The 16,370-nt window shown below is 72.5% G+C and carries 17 protein-coding genes; 8 read left to right on the plus strand and 9 right to left on the minus strand.

The window, feature by feature from the left end:
• Positions 1-420: 420 nt before the first annotated feature.
• From ACIRU3_RS18875 to ACIRU3_RS18885, 3 genes are all read right to left on the minus strand, one after another.
• A complete protein-coding gene (locus ACIRU3_RS18875; protein ID WP_404057495.1) occupies positions 421-1,551 on the minus strand; it encodes an AI-2E family transporter in 1,131 nt (376 codons plus the stop codon).
• Between the two features lie 194 nt (positions 1,552-1,745).
• The gene (locus ACIRU3_RS18880; protein WP_404057497.1) at positions 1,746-2,180 is read right to left on the minus strand and encodes a DUF2267 domain-containing protein; all 435 of its coding nucleotides are present in this window, start codon (positions 2,178-2,180) and stop codon (positions 1,746-1,748) included.
• A gap of 47 nt (positions 2,181-2,227) precedes the next feature.
• The gene (locus ACIRU3_RS18885; RefSeq protein ID WP_404057499.1) at positions 2,228-3,658 is read right to left on the minus strand and encodes a carotenoid oxygenase family protein; all 1,431 of its coding nucleotides are present in this window, start codon (positions 3,656-3,658) and stop codon (positions 2,228-2,230) included.
• A 464-nt stretch (positions 3,659-4,122) separates the two neighbouring features.
• On the opposite strand from ACIRU3_RS18885, the gene ACIRU3_RS18890 reads away from it, so the two are divergent.
• From ACIRU3_RS18890 to hypE, 8 genes are all read left to right on the plus strand, one after another.
• Positions 4,123-4,491 carry a hypothetical protein gene (locus ACIRU3_RS18890; protein WP_404057501.1) on the plus strand — a complete coding sequence of 123 codons (369 nt, stop codon included), beginning with the start codon at positions 4,123-4,125 and terminating at the stop codon, positions 4,489-4,491.
• A 66-nt stretch (positions 4,492-4,557) separates the two neighbouring features.
• Positions 4,558-6,282: an enoyl-CoA hydratase-related protein gene (locus ACIRU3_RS18895; RefSeq protein WP_404057503.1), complete on the plus strand. Its 1,725-nt coding sequence runs from the start codon at positions 4,558-4,560 to the stop codon at positions 6,280-6,282.
• Positions 6,279-6,869 (plus strand): hydrogenase maturation protease, encoded by a 591-nt coding sequence (locus ACIRU3_RS18900; protein WP_404057505.1) that lies wholly within the window; start codon positions 6,279-6,281, stop codon positions 6,867-6,869. The genes ACIRU3_RS18895 and ACIRU3_RS18900 overlap by 4 nt, the downstream gene beginning before the upstream one ends.
• 61 nt (positions 6,870-6,930) lie before the next feature.
• A complete protein-coding gene (gene hypB / locus ACIRU3_RS18905; protein ID WP_404057507.1) occupies positions 6,931-7,656 on the plus strand; it encodes a hydrogenase nickel incorporation protein HypB in 726 nt (241 codons plus the stop codon).
• Positions 7,653-10,049, plus strand: a complete 2,397-nt coding sequence (gene hypF / locus ACIRU3_RS18910) for a carbamoyltransferase HypF (protein WP_404057509.1) — start codon at positions 7,653-7,655, stop codon at positions 10,047-10,049. Before hypB ends, hypF begins: the two co-directional genes overlap by 4 nt.
• 3 nt (positions 10,050-10,052) lie before the next feature.
• A complete protein-coding gene (locus ACIRU3_RS18915; protein ID WP_404057511.1) occupies positions 10,053-10,343 on the plus strand; it encodes a HypC/HybG/HupF family hydrogenase formation chaperone in 291 nt (96 codons plus the stop codon).
• Positions 10,340-11,485, plus strand: coding sequence for a hydrogenase formation protein HypD (gene hypD, locus ACIRU3_RS18920; protein WP_404057513.1), 1,146 nt, complete (start codon positions 10,340-10,342; stop codon positions 11,483-11,485). The genes ACIRU3_RS18915 and hypD overlap by 4 nt, the downstream gene beginning before the upstream one ends.
• Positions 11,478-12,551, plus strand: coding sequence for a hydrogenase expression/formation protein HypE (gene hypE / locus ACIRU3_RS18925; protein WP_404057515.1), 1,074 nt, complete (start codon positions 11,478-11,480; stop codon positions 12,549-12,551). The genes hypD and hypE overlap by 8 nt, the downstream gene beginning before the upstream one ends.
• Before the next feature lie 59 nt (positions 12,552-12,610).
• Here hypE and hypA read toward each other — a convergent pair whose 3' ends face one another.
• From hypA to ACIRU3_RS18955, 6 genes are read right to left on the minus strand one after another with little or no spacing between them, the layout of a single operon-like run.
• Positions 12,611-12,967 carry a hydrogenase maturation nickel metallochaperone HypA gene (hypA, locus tag ACIRU3_RS18930; RefSeq protein WP_404057517.1) on the minus strand — a complete coding sequence of 119 codons (357 nt, stop codon included), beginning with the start codon at positions 12,965-12,967 and terminating at the stop codon, positions 12,611-12,613.
• A 7-nt stretch (positions 12,968-12,974) separates the two neighbouring features.
• Positions 12,975-13,124 (minus strand): hypothetical protein, encoded by a 150-nt coding sequence (locus ACIRU3_RS18935; protein ID WP_404057519.1) that lies wholly within the window; start codon positions 13,122-13,124, stop codon positions 12,975-12,977.
• A gap of 50 nt (positions 13,125-13,174) precedes the next feature.
• Entirely contained in the window at positions 13,175-13,381 is a 207-nt protein-coding gene (locus ACIRU3_RS18940; RefSeq protein ID WP_404057521.1) for a hypothetical protein, read from the minus strand.
• Between the two features lie 20 nt (positions 13,382-13,401).
• Positions 13,402-13,998 carry a DUF5947 family protein gene (locus ACIRU3_RS18945; protein WP_404057523.1) on the minus strand — a complete coding sequence of 199 codons (597 nt, stop codon included), beginning with the start codon at positions 13,996-13,998 and terminating at the stop codon, positions 13,402-13,404.
• Positions 13,995-14,567: a NifU family protein gene (locus ACIRU3_RS18950; protein WP_404057525.1), complete on the minus strand. Its 573-nt coding sequence runs from the start codon at positions 14,565-14,567 to the stop codon at positions 13,995-13,997. Before ACIRU3_RS18950 ends, ACIRU3_RS18945 begins: the two co-directional genes overlap by 4 nt.
• Positions 14,560-16,341: a nickel-dependent hydrogenase large subunit gene (locus ACIRU3_RS18955; protein ID WP_404057527.1), complete on the minus strand. Its 1,782-nt coding sequence runs from the start codon at positions 16,339-16,341 to the stop codon at positions 14,560-14,562. Before ACIRU3_RS18955 ends, ACIRU3_RS18950 begins: the two co-directional genes overlap by 8 nt.
• Between the last annotated feature and the right edge of the window lie 29 nt (positions 16,342-16,370).

The raw sequence follows: 16,370 nt of genomic DNA on the forward strand, positions 1-16,370 counted from the left end.
GGTGCCGGGGGGGGCGGGGGGGGGCGACCTGTACCAGGGGTGGTGGGGGGGGCGGCGGGGGCGGCCCCCCTAGCCCCCGGGGGGGCGCCCCCCGGGGGGGGGGGGGCCCCCCCGCCGCACTTCTTCACGCGTCCGGGGACGTCAGACCAGCCACCCGATGAAGTGGATGATCCCGGCGAGGACGTCGGTGAGAAGGTTCATTTCGTGCTGCTCCTTGCGGTGCGCCTGTGAGTGGGACCTGTGCGGTGACCACGGTCTGCAGCCCGTCGCTCGCACACCGTGAGTATCGTCCCGTCTCCCGCGCTCCGGCGGTCTCATGAGCGACGATCACCTGTTCCAGGGAACAACTGATCCCTTGTTCGGATCATGTACAGATCACGCCAACGTCCGTGGGCAGCAAGGAATCTGACGCGTCGGCCGCTACGGCGGCGCTCCCCGCAGCGCGCGCAGCACCGCCCAGACGACCGAGATGAACGGGACGGCCACGACGGCTCCGATCACCCCCGCGACGATGCTGCCCGCGATGACGGACACGGCGACGACGAGCGGGTGCAGCCGGACCGCCCAGCTCATCACCAGTGGGTGCAGCACATGCCCCTCCAGCTGGCCGATCACCACGATCAGTACCAGCACCGCCGCGGCCGTGAGCGGCCCGCGCCCGGCCAGGGCCACCACCGTGGCCACCCCGAGCGCGACCGGTGAGCCCACCAGGGGCACGAACGCGGCGAAGAACTCCAGCAGCGTCAGCGGCAGCGCGAGCGGTACCTGCAGGATGAACAGGGCGACGCCCACGAGTACGGCATTGGTGGCCGCCACGATGATGATGCCGCGCGTGTACCCGGCGAACGTGCGCCAGGCCGCACGCCCCGCCCGGTCCCAGGCCGGACGGGCACCGCTCGGCAGCAGTTCGTCGCGCGCCCAGCTCCACATGCGCTCGCCGGAATGGATGAAGAAGACGGAGGTGAAGAGCGCGAGCGCGCCGCCCGTGATCAGCTCGACGACTCTGCCGAGGCCCGAGAGAGCACTGCTGAGCAGGCTGGCCCGGTGCCCGGAGATGTAGTCCGTCACCTGGCGCTGCAGATCCGCGAGCCGGCCGGAACTGAGCCGGAACGGCGGCCGCTGCAGCCACAGCTCGATCCGGTGGATACCGCCGCGGAACTCACCCGCCAGCCTGCTCGACTCGCCCGCCACCGCGTTGCCCACGAGCGCGAGCAGGCCCAGCAGGAGCAGCAGGCTGCCGACCAGCGCGATGGCGACGCTCAGCGGCCTCGGCAGAACGCGGTCGAGGAGGTCCGTGAGGGGACGCAGGACCGAGGTGACGACGAGGGCGAGGAACACCGCGACGGCGATGAGCTGGAAGCGGCCGAGGATGCTGAAGACGCCGTAGACGACGATGCCGACGAGGATGAGGCGCCAGGCGTAGGCCGCGGCGACCCGCAACCACGGCACCGTGCGGGCGGCCACCGGGCCGTCCGGCTCGGAGCGGGCGACCGGCTCGGAGCGGGCGCTCGCCGGGAGCCGCACCGAGTACGCCGGCCGGCTGCCCAGCACCGCCCCGCCCTCTCGACGCCCTCTGCCCGTCCGCCGGCCCGCACCGCCCACCGTGTCTCCCGCCTGTCCTCCGCGCCCGAAGTCTGACTGTCAGTCACATCTAGAGAACGGTACGGGCAAGCCGGAGAAGGCGGCCGTGCAACGCGCGGTCGGAGAAACTTCGCCACCAGGGCGATGACCCGGGCCGTCCCGCCTCAGCGCGCCTCGCCGCCGTACTCGTCGGCGCGCTCCACGGGCAGCAGTTCCCGGATGTCAGCGGGAAGCGCCCCGGCGATCCGCTCGGTCAGCTCAGGAGCCAGTGCGGCATCCAGCACCTCCAGGACGGCGGCCGCGTCGCGCAGGGCCGTGTCCTCGTCGGTGCCGGCCCGGTCGGCGATCCGTCCGGCGAACACGGTCAGCCCGAACCGCTCACCCGAGGTGCCCGAGTCGGCGCCGGCAGACGCGTCCGCGGCCTGCCGCATGTCAGCTGCCAAATCCGGCGGCAGCTGAGCGGCCACATGGCGGGCCAGCCCGGAGGGCAGCCGTTCCGACAGGGTGCTCACCACGGCGTGCGTCGCCCGCTCGGCCGACCCCCGGTCGGGCAGCTGGGCGAGCGCCTGCACCTTTCCGATCAGCTCGTTGTGATGCATGAGGCCGGTTCCTTCCTCACGTTGCGCTCAGGGATCTGTCCCCTTGCCTACTCCTGCGTCGGCAGCCACGTCCCGTGCAGCCCGAGGGGCACACGCACCGGGATCCGCACGCGTGCGAGAGGTCCGCCGACGGGATCCCGAGCGGGCAGGACGAGCAGCCAACTGCTCGCGTCCGTACGGTCGGTGGCGAAGGTCAGCCAATAGCCCTCCCGGTCGTCGGTGTGACCCGGGGAGGGCGCGAAGGCCGGTTCGCCCACGGACAGGTCGCCACCGGGCCAGGTCTGCGACGGCACGGCCGTGTCCCCGGTGTCGTACCAGCGCAGCGCGTCGTACTCGCCCGGCAGCAGCCCCGGGGTCCGTCCGCTGTCCGCGGCGACGGCGACCTGGCGGTGCCGGCGGCCGATCAGGCGGTCGTCGATGCGCGGGAATTCGATGCGCGCGTCGTCCAGGGGCGTACGGCGCATCCGGCCCGTGGCCGGGTCGATCACGGTGCTCATCAGGTGGCTCCGGTCGGCCCCACCTTCCGTCCGTTCGCCCAGGGACAGCCGTGACCACTGCACGTACTGCAGCACCACCGTGCCGTCGGCCGCCACGTCGTAGGCGTTCACCGTGTGCCACAGCCAGAAGGCGTCGTCACGGGCCCAGCGCACCGGTGAGCCGTCCCGCGGGATCAGCGCCACCCGGGTGCCCGCCTCGGGACGCCAGTCGATCAGCGAGCCGCCGCCCAGCGCCGCCGAGAGGTCGAAGAACACCGGGGCGAGCACCAGCACCAGGTAGCGGGCGGTGAGCGCCATGTCGTGGATCATCATCGGCTCGTCGAGCCCGTCGACGGGCACCGGCCCCCGGGCGAGGTCACCGCTCGGTGCGATGAGCGACCAGGTCAGGTACGGCGGCTCAAGCGCGTAGCAGAAGACCGCCATCTCCCCGGAGACGGGGTCGATCTTCGGGTGAGCGGTGATGCCGGCCGGAAGGGCCCCGCCGAAGGTCTCCCTGCCGATCGTCGCCAGCTCCGGCGTCATGCGGAACGGGCACGCGGACTCGGCGAGCGCCAGCAGCCGGCCGGCATGGCGGACCACACTGATGTCCGGCAGGTCCTTGAACGTGTGGGCGAGCTGCGGACCCACCTCGTCCTGCCCCGGCATGATCAGCGACTCGACGCCACCCCACAGAGCGCGGCCCGCCTGCTCCTCGGCGAGCAGCGCGGGGGTGCGCACGAAGCGGTTGCGGTAGCGGGCCCGGCCCTGCTCGAAGCGGACGCCGTGCAGCATGCCGTCGCCGTCGATCGGATACAGGTAGGAGCCGATCGGGGTGAAGCGCGGATTGGGACCGTTGCGCAGATAGACACCGTCCAGGTCGTCGGGCAGCTCGCCCTCCACCGCCAGACCGGTCTCGTCCACCTCCTCCGTGACGGGGGCGAAGCGCCCCGACAGGTGGGCGACGCGCGAGGGGTCGAAGGGCCGTACGGCGGAAGCGGTCATCGTGCCTCCCGGGACGGGGAGCCTGCGGACCGGTCGGGGCCGGCCGAGGCACGGCTCCGGGCAGCGGCGGGCGAAGCCGACGGCCCACGCCGGCGGCACCACCCCCGGGCGGCGCCCACCGCCGGGCGTACCGCTCCGTGAACCGCTGGAAGTGCGGCGACCCGAGGGACCCGACGCCGGTCACGCCTAGGACCGTGAACCTGCCGTGCAGGATGCCCTGGCCGGAGAGCACGATCGCGGTGATCAGCCCCGCCGGCGCCGTCCCTGGTCGCCGACTCCTGTGCCATGGGATCACATCCAGCGCGGGGAGCGGGCTCGGTCGGGGCCCGGGCCCGCCCTTCCATCGTGCCGCCACGGCCCGGCAGCCGCATCCGCGCCCGGCAGGGTGCGCGCGGCGCCGGCCGGGACCCCCGGGCAGCGGCACACCCGCCGGCCCCGCCCGGCCGCGGGGTAGGCCTCAGCCCATGGCCTTCAAGAAACCCGTCCACCGTGGTGGCCCGCGCCGCGGTCGGTTCGACCAGTTCGCCGAGTACGCGTCCAACTTCACCAGCTCCCCGTTCTTCTTCCTGTTCTGCCTGCTCCTCGTCGGATTCTTCGTCGCCGCCCACGCGGCCCACCTGGAACTCGAAGTGCTCCTGCTGGCGGGCGAGTCCATGACCGCCGTGACCTTGCTGCTGCTCGCGCTGCTGAAGAACGCCGAGATGCGCAGCGAACACGCCGTCCAGCGCAAACTCGACGCGATCGCCGCCGCCCTGCTGGACGCGCACAAGGACGAGCGGAGCCAGGCGTTCGAGAACCTGCGGAATGCGATCCGGATGGAGGAAGAGACCTGACCGAGGCGGACGAAACGCCGCAGCGGTTCTTCACGGCACCCCGCAAAGGGACGAACATGCCGTGTCATGGACATTTTGCTCGTGGCCAGCGCGTTCAACAGCCTCTCCCAGCGGGTGTACGCCGAACTCTCCGACCTGGGACACAGGGTGGATGTCGTCCTTGCCACGCACGGCGCCGACCCGGTCCGTGCCGCCATGCACGAACGGCGCCCGGACCTGGTCGTCGCACCGATGCTGAGGACCGCCCTGCCCGAGGACGTCTGGCGGGAGCACACCTGCCTCATCGTGCATCCGGGCCCGCCCGGCGACCGCGGCCCCTCCTCGCTGGACTGGGCGATCGCCGAGGAGGCACCGCACTGGGGCGTGACGGTGCTCCAGGCCGAGGCGGCCATGGACGCGGGGGACATCTGGGCGGCCGAGTCGTTCCCCGTGCCGCCCGTCGGCAAGAGCGACCTGTACCGCAACGAGGCCTCCGACGCCGCCGTGGCCGCCGTCCTGCTCGCCGTACGCCGGTACGCCGACGCCTCGTACAAACCCCGCCCGCAGACCGACGGCACGGACGCCTCCGTACGCGTCGTCTGGCGCGACTTCTTCCGGCAGGAGCGACGCCGCATCGACTGGGAGAACGACAGCACCACGACCGTGCTGCGCAAGCTCCACGGCGCCGACTCACAGCCGGGCGTCCTGGACGAACTCCTCGGCCGCGAGGTGTTCCTGCACGGCGGTCACCCCGAGGACCGGCTGCGCGGCCGCCCCGGCGAACTGCTCGCCACCCGGTCCGGCGCGGTCTGCCGGGCCACCCGCGACGGCGCCGTGTGGATCCCGGAACTGCGCCCCCGCAAGAACTCGGGCGACCCTGCGCCCTTCCGCCGCCCGGCCGCCTCCGTGCTCGCCTCGTTCTCCGCTCGGGACACGCGCGCACTTCCGGAGGCGGACGTCCCGCTCGAACTGTCCCCGCACCGGCACACCTGGACCGACATCCGCTACCGGCAGCGCGGCGACGTCGGCTTCCTGAGCTTCTCCTTCCCGGGCGGGGCGATGAGCACCGACCAGTGCCGCAGGCTGCTCGCCGGCTACGAGCACGCGCTCGCCCGCCCCACCTCCGTCCTGGTGCTCGGCTCGGACCGTGACTTCTTCTCCAACGGCATCCACCTGAACGTCATCGAGGCGTCCGCCGACCCGGCCGCCGAGTCCTGGACCAACCTCAACGCCATCGACGACCTCGTCGAAGCCGTGCTGCGCACCACCGACCGGCTGGTGGTGGCCGCGCTCCCCGGCAACGCGGCCGCGGGCGGCGCCATGCTCGCCCTCGCCGCCGACCAGGTGTGGTGCCGCACGGGCGCCGTCCTGAACCCGCACTACCGGCGGATGGGTCTGTACGGGTCCGAGTTCTGGACGTACACGCTGCCGCGCCGCGCGGGAGCCGGTGCCGCCCGCCGGCTGACGGACGAGGCGCTGCCCGTCAGCGCCGCCTCCGCCGAGCGGATCGGACTGGTGGACCGGCTCGTGCCCGCCGGGCCCGGCGCTTTCGCTGCCGAGGTCGAGCGGCTTGCCGCCGCCCTCGCCGGCGCCCCGGACCTGAGGCACCGCATCGCCGCCAAGGCCGCGGCACGCCGCTCGGACGAGGAGACACGGCCGCTCGCGGATCACCGCCGTGACGAGCTCGCCCGTATGCACGCCGTCTTCTTCGACCCGGAAGCCCCGTACCACGCCCTGCGGTCCGCCTTCGTCCGCAAGCAGCCAGCCGCCTCCGCCCGCCCCCTGGCTCCACCCGCCGGAGGCTCGCGGTGAGCCCCGCGCGGCCCCGGCTGCTCGTGGCGGGCGTCGGCAACATCTTCCTCGGGGACGACGCGTTCGGCCCCGAGGTGATCCGCGCCCTCGACCGGCGCCCGCTGCCCCCCGAGGTGCGGGTGAGGGACTTCGGCATCCGCGGTATGGACCTCGCCTACGCGCTGCTGGACGGCTACGCCACCGCCGTCCTGGTCGACGCGGCCGCGCGCGGACACCGCCGCGGCACCCTGAGCCTGATCGAAGCGGAACCGCCCGACGGCACGGCCGTGCCCGAGGCCCACGGCATGGACCCGGAGAAGGTGCTCGCCCTGGCCGCACATCTGGGCGACGAGCCGCTGCCCCGGGTCCTCGTGCTGGCCTGCGAACCCGGCGTCCTCCCGCGCGGCGACGAGGACATCCTGCCGGGGCTCGGCGCAGCGGTGCGGGAGGCGGTCGACCGGGCCGTGGACGCGCTGCACACGCTGATCCCCGTACTGCTGGCCGATCCGGCCGCGGCCGCACCGCCGTTGGGCCGCCCGATGGAATCCGGGCCCCCGCACGCGGCTGCGCTGCCGGGCCTGGTGGCCGACGGAGCCGAAGATCGGTGAGACCCCGGGCCGTACGGAACACGGCCGGGACTCCGCTTCACGACTGCGAGGAGCTGCGCCCATGTGCCGGTCCGACGTCAAGCAGGCCGTCCTGGCCAAGAACGACGACCTGGCAGCGAGCCTGCGCGAGGAGCTGACCCGGCAGGGCATGACGGTGGTCAACCTGCTGTCCAGCCCCGGCAGCGGCAAGACCGAACTCCTCGGCCGGGTCCTGGCCCGGGCGGTGGAGCGGGGCGTGCCGGTCGCCGCGCTCACCGCCGACCTGGCGACCGAGAACGACGCCGTCCGGCTGGCGCGTTCCGGCGCGCCGGTCCAGCAGCTGCTCACCGACGGACTGTGCCATCTGGAGGCCCGGCAGGTGCGCGGGCGCCTGGAGGGCTGGCTGCCGGCGGACACCGCGGTGCTCTTCGTGGAGAACGTCGGCAACCTCGTCTGCCCGGCGGCGTACGACCTCGGCGAGACCCTGCGGATCGTGCTGATGGCGGTGACCGAGGGCGAGGACAAGCCACTGAAGTACCCGACCGCGTTCGGCTCCGCCCATCTGGTCGTCATCACCAAGACCGACCTGGCCGAGGCGGCCGGCTTCGACGAGGCGGCCTTCCGGGCGAACGTCCAGCGGGTCAACCCGGGGGTGGAGATCCTGGAGTCGTGCGCCCGCACCGGCGACGGCGTCGACACTCTCCTGGCGCACGCTCTCGCCGCCCGGCACGGGGCACCTCCGCACCGTCCTCCGCTCGCCCCGCACCCCCACGGGCACCACCACCCCGCCACCGCACCCGTCTCGTGACCACGCCCGTCACCGGCCCGGTCCGCCGCCGGATCACCGTGCGCGGCACGGTGCAGGGGGTCGGCTTCCGGCCGTACGTGCACCGCCTGGCCGCCGATCTGACCCTGGCCGGGTTCGTGAGCAACACCGCCAACGGGGTGCTCATCGAGGTCGAGGGGCCGGCGGACGAGGTGGGCCGGTTCTGCGACCGGTTGGCCGGACAGGCGCCCCCGCTGGCGACCGTGACCGGCGTCGGCTGCGAGGACGTCCCCGCCACCGGCGCCGCCGGCCCCTTCGCCATCCGCCCCACCGAGCAGTCGACGGGACGGACCCAGCTCCCGCCCGACACCGCGACCTGCGCCGACTGCCTGCGCGAGCTGGCCGAACCGGCCGACCACCGCCACCGGCACCCCTTCATCACCTGCACCCACTGCGGCCCCCGCTTCACCATCGCCACGGGGATGCCGTACGACCGTGCGGCCACCACCATGGCCGACTTCCCGATGTGCCCGTCCTGCGCCACCGAGTACGGCGACCCGGCCGACCGGCGCTTCCACGCCCAGCCCGTCGCGTGCCCCGACTGCGGTCCGAGGCTCAGCCTGGTTCCGGCCGACGGCACCGGCATCCGCCCGGCCCGGGACGCCGACGCCCTGGCCGCGGCCCGGGCCCTGCTGGCCGCGGGCCGGATCGTCGCCGTCAAGGGCGTCGGCGGCTACCACCTGGCATGCGACGCCACCGATCCCCGAGCCGTCGCCGCCCTGCGCAGCCGCAAGGAGCGCGGCGGCAAGGCCTTCGCCGTGATGTGCGCCGACCTCGACACGGTGGAGCGCATCGCGGATCTCTCCGAAGCCGAACGGACGGTGCTCACCGGTCCCCGGCGCCCCATCGTCCTGCTGCGCGGCCGCACCCCCATGGGCGGGCTCCGCCTCGCCGACCAGGTCTGCCCGGGCAGCCCCCACGTAGGCGTGATGCTGCCCTACACCCCTGTGCACACCCTGCTGTTCGGGCTGCCCGGCGATCCCGCCGGCCCCCGGGTGCTGGTCATGACCAGCGGCAACCGTGCGGGCGAGCCCATCGTCACCGACGACGCCCAGGCGCTGACCCGGCTCGCCGGACTGGCCGACGCCTGGCTCGCCCACGACCGGCCCATCGCCTCCCCGTGCGACGACTCCCTGCTGCGGGTCCGCCCCGACGGAACCGAACAGGTGCTGCGCCGCTCGCGCGGGTTCGTCCCCCGTCCGCTGCGCCTCCCGGTCCCGGTCCGTCCCGTGCTCGCGGTCGGCGGCGATCTGAAGAACGCCTCCTGCATGGGCGAGGGCGACCTCGCCTGGTTCGGGCCGCACATCGGCGACATGGGCGACCTGTCCACCCTCGAAGCCGCCGAGCGGGCCGAACGGCACCTCACCCGCCTCACCGGCGTCGTCCCTCGGCTGATCGCCGCCGACCGGCATCCTGGCTACCACTCGACGGGCTGGGCGCGCAGGCACTCGTCCCGACTCGCCCTGGGCGCCCCGGTCCTGGTCCAGCACCACCACGCCCATATCGCCTCCGCGATGGCCGAACACGGCCTCGACGGCACCACACCCGTGATCGGCGTCGCCTTCGACGGCACCGGGTACGGCGACGACGGCACCGTGTGGGGCGGCGAGGTACTGCTCGCCGACTACTCCGGCTACCGGCGCTTCGCCCACCTGACCCCCGCCCCGCTGCCCGGCGGTGACACGGGCGTCGCCAACCCCTGTCGGCTGGCGCTCGCCCGGCTGTGGGCGGCGGGGCTGCCGTGGGAGCGGGATCTGCCGAGCGTGAGCGCGTGCACGGAGGCTGAACTCGCTGGACTGGAGCAGCAGTTGAGCCGGCAGGTGGCGTGTGTTCCGACGTCCGGCATGGGCCGCCTCTTCGATGCCGTGTCGTCTCTGGTCGGCGTGTGCCACCGCGCGGGTTACGAGGCGCAGGCGGCGTTGGAACTGGAGGCCGTGGCGGCGCAGGCGTGGCATGCGGACGCCGTGGCGTACCCCTTCGGGTTCAAGGCCGTCCGTCCGCCCCGGGAGGTCCGCGACGGAGCCCCGCGAACCGGCCGAGCGGGCGGCTGGGAGATCGTGCCGCCGCTGCAAGCGCTCCTCGCCGACCGACGCCGCGGCACCCCCACCCCCGTGCTCGCCGCCCGCTTCCACCGGGGCGTTGCCCGGGCCGTCACAGAGATCTGCCACCGGGCTCACAGAGATGCCGGCTTGACCACGGTCGCCCTCACCGGGGGCGTCTTCGCCAACGGCCTGCTGGAGGAGGAGTGCGCCGCCCTGCTGACCGCGGACGGCTTCACCGTGCTGCGGCACCGCGAGGTGCCGCCGAACGACGGGGGGCTGGCGCTCGGCCAGCTCATGGTCGCGGGAACAGCTAACCACCACGAGACGGAGTGACCCATGTGTTTGGCAGTGCCCGGCAAGGTCGTGGCCATCGACGACGGCGCCGACCCGATCACCGGGCTGATCGACTTCGGCGGAGTGCGGAAACAGGCGTGTCTGGAGTACCTGCCCGATGTGCGGGTGGGGGAGTACGTCATCGTCCACGTCGGATTCGCCCTGCAGCGTCTGGACGAGGAGTCCGCCCGGGCGTCTCTGGAGCTGTTCGAGCAACTCGGGCTGCTGGAGGAGGAGTTCGGCGACGCCTGGGAGCAGGCGGCACGGCAGGACAGCGGGAGCGAGGTCAAATGAAGTACATCGACGAGTTCAACGACCCCGGTCTGGCGCGCCGCCTGCTGGACGAGATCAGCGCCACGGCCACCCGGCCCTGGGCGCTGATGGAGGTCTGCGGCGGTCAGACCCACTCCATCATCCGCCACGGCATCGACCAGCTCCTGCCGGCCGAGGTGGAGCTGATCCACGGCCCCGGCTGCCCGGTGTGCGTCACGCCCCTCGACGTCATCGACAAGGCACTGGCGATCGCCGCCCGCCCCGACGTGATCTTCTGCTCCTTCGGCGACATGCTGCGGGTGCCCGGCACCGACCGCGACCTGTTCCGGGTCAAGGGCGAGGGCGGTGACGTACGGGTGGTGTACTCGCCGCTCGACGCCCTCGACCTGGCCCGGAAGAATCCGGGTCGGCAGGTCGTCTTCTTCGCGATCGGCTTCGAGACCACCGCCCCCGCCAACGCCATGGCCGTGCACCAGGCCCGCCGCCTCGGCCTGGACAACTTCACCCTGCTGGTGTCCCACGTCCGGGTCCCCCCGGCGATCGACGCCATCATGACGGCCCCCGACTGCCGGGTGCAGGGCTTTCTCGCCGCCGGGCACGTGTGCAGCGTGATGGGTACCGCGGAGTACCCGGACCTGGCCGAGAAGCACCGGGTGCCGCTCGTCGTCACCGGCTTCGAGCCGCTCGACATCCTCGAGGGCATCCGCCGCGCCGTCCACCAGCTGGAACGCGGCGAGTACCGGGTGGAGAACGCCTACCCCCGGGCCGTACGCGAGCAGGGCAACCCGGCGGCTCTGCGCATGATCGAGGAGGTGTTCGAGGTCACCGACCGCAACTGGCGCGGCATCGGCCGCATCCCGGCCAGTGGCTGGCGGCTGACCGACGCCTTCCGCGCCTACGACGCCGAGGACCGCTTCGACGTCTCCGGCATCCGCACCGAGGAGCCCGCCGAGTGCCGTGCGGGCGAGGTCCTGCAGGGCCTGATCAAACCGACCGAGTGCGCCGCGTTCGGCACTACCTGCACTCCGCGCACCCCACTGGGCGCCACCATGGTCTCCAGCGAAGGCGCCTGCGCGGCCTACTACTTGTACCGCCGGATGACCGACAGCCCGGCACCGCAGGGATCCCGTATCCCGCAGGAGGAGATGAACCCCGTTGGCTGATCTCGCCACAGAAGCGCGCGTAGACCCCTCGAACTGGACCTGTCCCGCCCCCCTGCGCGACCAGCCGGTCGTGGTCATGGGCCACGGCGGAGGCGGCGCACTGTCCGCGGAACTGTTCGAGCATTTCTTCGCCCCCGCGTACGGCAACCCCACCCTGGCCGCCCTCACCGACTCGGCCGTCCTCGACCTGGGCGGCACCCGCGTTGCCTTCTCCACCGATTCCTACGTCGTCCGGCCGCTGTTCTTCCCCGGCGGCAGCCTGGGCGATCTCGCGGTCAACGGCACCGTCAACGACCTGGCGATGAGCGGCGCCCGCCCCACCCACCTGTCCACCGCCTTCGTTCTGGAAGAGGGCGTGGAACTGGCCGTCGTCGACCGGATCGCCCGCGCCATCGGCGCCGCGGCCCGGGCGGCGGGCGTCACCGTCGCCACGGGCGACACCAAAGTGGTCGAGTCCGGGCACGGCGACGGCATCTACGTCACCACCGCCGGCGTCGGCCTCGTCCCCGACGGGGTCGACATCCGCCCGCAGCGCGCCCGGCCGGGCGATGCCGTCATCGTCAGCGGCCCCATCGGACTGCACGGTGTGGCGATCATGAGCGTGCGGGAGGGGCTGGAGTTCGGGGTCGAGATCGCCTCCGACACCGCGCCCCTGGCCGACCTGGTGGCGGCGATGCTGGCGGTCACCCAGGACATCCACGTCCTGCGCGACCCCACCCGGGGCGGCCTGGGCGCGTCGCTCAACGAGATCGCCCGCGCCTCCCGCACCGGAGTACGGCTGCGGGAGAAGGCCATTCCGGTCCCGGACGAGGTCGCGAACGCCTGCGGTTTCCTCGGCCTGGATCCGCTGTACGTCGCCAACGAGGGTCGGCTCGTGGCCTTCGTGCCCCGTGTGGAGGCCGAAGCCGTGCTGGCGGCGATGCGCGCCCACCCGCAAGGCGCCGGCGCGGCCCGCATCGGCGAGTGCGTCGAGGAGCACCCGGGCATGGTCGTCGTGGACACCGGGCTCGGCGGCACCCGGGTGGTCGACCTTCCGCTGGGGGAGCAGCTGCCACGGATCTGCTGAGGGACCCGGACAGCAGCGGACCCCGCCGGAGCCCCAGGCACCGGCGGGGTCGACTGCCGTCAGGGCCGGGCCTGAGCCGCCTCGACGCCCGTGATCTCCAGTTCCCGTCCGCTGCGCAGGTCCTGCGAGGGCCGGTCGCAGCGCGGGCACCAGAAGAACGGCGGCATGCCCACCGCGAACTCCTCAGCGCACCCGCCGCACCAGGCCCGCGCAGTCACCTGCTCCACGACGAGCCTGGCCGCGGCGAGGGCCGTGCCGTCGCGGGCCACCTCGAAGGCGAAGTGCAGCGCGTCCGGCACCACACCCGCCAGTTCCCCGACCCGGACGGTCACCGACGAGACGTCGCCGGCGCCGTCCTTCCGGGCGATCTCCTCGGCCCGCTCCACGATCGCGCTCGCGATCGACAGCTCGTGCACGGCCGGTTCAGGGGTAGCGGCGGTTGGCGCGGAGGCCACCGGTCATCCGATAGATCCGCAGCTCGCGCACCATGCCGGGCAGCTCCTTGAGGAGGAGAGCCAGCGCCAGGCCGCCGACCAGCGCGGCCTGTGCGAGCAGCACCTGACGTCCCGACACCGCTGTCCTTGCCGTTCGGCAGCGCTTGTTCACGGTCTCTCCCTGCTCTCTCATCCCGGTGAGATGTTCGGCATGGCGTCAAGCAGGGCGTCATGCCGCTTCCAGTGGATCCCCGTGGAACGGCGGGCGTCGGACGTGCCGTCCTCGTGGAATCCGGTCTGATGGCTGTGCGGACCCTTGTTGCCCTGGTGCAGGCCGGGCACGTGGCTGGGCGTGTCGGGCCTCGCCTGGGGGCGGCCCACTTTGATGCTGCCCATGGTGGTCTCCTTTCTGGGCTTCACGACCGCTCGGTGAGCTCCGCGAAGAACCGTTCCACGGCCGGCCAGACCGTCTCGCCGCCGGACAGGCCCCGCCACTCGCGGCGGACGAGGGCGACCATCCGGAAGCAGTCGTCGACCGGCACGATCCAGTGCTCTTCGAGGCCCCGCACGGTGTTCACCAGCAGCGCCTCCACATCGGGTGCCACGGAGGCGAGCTGCGGACACATCACGGCAAGCCGCTGCCAGGCCGCAGCGTCCACCTCCCACCGCATGGCCCCGGCCGGACTCGGCCCCTGCGCGGTGACCGTGCCGTCCGAGCGCGGCACGAAGAACACCAGGCCCACCGGTACGCCAAGCACCGCCGTGTCGACCGGCGGCAGCCGCAGCCGGCGCCGGGGCACGAGCCGGTAGCGTCCCTCGCCCGCTTCGTGGTCCGCGAACAGCACCGAGCACGGCCGGCACACGCACCGCACGTCCGCGGCACCGGTGTCGTACAGGTGAGGATGCTCTCCCGCCACCGGGGCGGCGCACAGTTCGCACGCCTCGGCATCGGCCGTCGCCGCCCGGCCGGCGGCCGAGCGGATGACGCGGGCCAGCGCTCCGTCCATGGTCACCCTGCCTCCTGCGGCTGCCGCGCGGTCCGGTGCGTCAGCGTCGTCAGGGGTACGAAGGCGGGGGCCGCCCGGCGCTCGGCGGCGACCGGCTCCACGCTCCGCAGCTCCGGGACGGCCGCCAGCACCGCCGCGCGGACGGCCGCGGTGACGTCGGCCGAACCGCTGCCGCACCCAGCACCGCACCCGCCGCCGGTGCTCACCCGCACCCGGGCCACCCGGTCCTCGATGCCGGCCCACTCCAGGTCACCGCCGCGTTCGCGGACCGCGGGCCGCAGTCTCTCGACCGCGCGGGCGGCCCGGCGCTCGGCGGACTCCGGATGGATGGCGTGCAGCACCAGCAGGTGTCCGAGCAGCTCGTCGTCGGCCAGCCGCCCGCGCAGCTGCTCGTCCGCATGGTCCAGGACCCGGGCGAGTGCCTCGCCGTACACCTCCGTCAGCAGCGTCACCGACTCCAGCGCCTCGCCGGCGGCCGGACCGGGCACGGACTCCAGCCCCGCCAGCAGCTCGTCGAGCCGGGCGAGCCGCGCCTCCACCGCCGGATCCGGGAGCCGTACGACGCCGTCAGCCATGGTTGGCCCCGTACGTGGGCGAGTGCACGGTCGACAGCGTCTTGCCCTTTCCGACATACATGTGGACCCCGCACGGCAGACAGGGGTCGAAGCTGCGGACGGTGCGCATGATGTCGACGCCCTTGAAGTCGTCGGGGCCGTTCTCCTCGAAGATCGGCTGGCCCTGGACGGCGTCCTCGTACGGCCCGGGGGTGCCGTACATGTCGCGGGGGCTGGCGTTCCACGGCGTGGGCGGGTACGGGTGGTAGTTGGCGATCTTCTTGTCCTTGATCACCAGGTGGTGGGAGAGGACACCGCGCACCGCCTCGTGGAAGCCGCAGCCGATCCCCTCGTCGGGTACCTCGAAGTTCTCGAACACCTTCGTGTCGCCGTCGCGGAGCATCCCCATCGCCTCCTCCAGGAACTGCAGGGCCATGGCGGCGGCGTAGGCGACGAAGTACGGCCGGGCACGGTCCCTTTCGATGGTGTTGCTCCACTTGGGGATCCGCCACTCGAGCGTGGTCTCCGGCAGCGTCTCGCCCTTGGGCAGCGAGATGCGCACGCTGCTGCCGGTGGCCTTGACGTACGGCGTGTCGACCAGGCCGCTCAGCGCGGTCGTCCACAGCCGGGCGAGGGGGCCGCCGCCCGTGTCGAGGGCGAGGTGCTCGCTGGTCTGCGGGTGGTACCAGCGCGGGCTCATCACCCAGCTGTACTTTCCGTGGAAGTCCCGCTTCTGCGGTACGGGCACGGTCGTCTGGTTCCACGGGTGGCGCATGTCGACCGGGTTGCCGAGCGGGTCGTGGGTGACGAAGGGCTGCTCGTTGACCCAGTCCTCGTAGAAGGAGCTGCCGAGCATGATCCGCAGACCGAGGTTGATGTCGATCAGGTTGTTGGTGACCAGCTCGCCGTCGACCACGATGCCGGGGGTGACGTACATCGCCTTGCCCCACCGGTTCATGTTCTCGTACCGGTAGTCGACGACGTCCGGGTTCTGCCAGGCGCCCCAGCAGCCCAGCAGGATGCGGCGCTTGCCGACCTCCTCGTACCCGGGCAGTGCCTCGTAGAAGAAGTCGAACACGTCGTCGTTCATCGCCACGGCCTTCTTGACGAAGTCGATGACGCGCATGAGCCGGCTGAGGTAGTCGGTGAAGGTGTTCGGCTGCGGCATCGTGCCGACACCGCCCGGGTACAGCGTCGAGGGGTGGACGTGCCGCCCCTCCATCAGGCAGAACATCTCCCGGGTGACCCGGCTGACCTTCAGGGCCTCCTTGTAGACCTCGCCCTCGAAGGGGTTGAAGGCCTTCATGATGTCGGCGATGGTCCGGAAGCCGTGGATGTCCCCGCGGGGCGCGTCGGTGCGCTCGGCACGGGCCAGGAGCCCGGGGTTGGTGGCCTTGACCATCGCCTCGCAGAAGTCCACGAACACCAGGTTGTCCTGGAAGAGCGTGTGGTCGAACATGTACTCGGCCGCTTCGCCGAGGTTGGTGATGTGCTCGGCCAGCTTCGGCGGCTTGACGCCGTAGGCCATCTGCTGGGCGTAGTTCGAGCACGTGGTGTGGTTGTCGCCGCAGATGCCGCAGATGCGCGAGGTGATGAAGCCCGCGTCGCGCGGGTCCTTGCCCTTCATGAACACCGAGTAGCCGCGGAACAGCGACGAGGTGCTGTGGCACTCCACGACTTCCCTGTTGGCGAAGTCGATCTTCGTGTAGATGCCCAGGTTGCCGATGATCCGGGTGATCGGATCCCAGGACATGTCCACGATCTGCTCGGGCTTGCGTTTGGTGGAGGTGGTCATCTGCGGTACTGCCCCTCGCTGTTCGGGTG

The organism is Streptomyces sp. NPDC101151 (assembly GCF_044768335.1).
GTDB lineage: Bacteria > Actinomycetota > Actinomycetes > Streptomycetales > Streptomycetaceae > Streptomyces.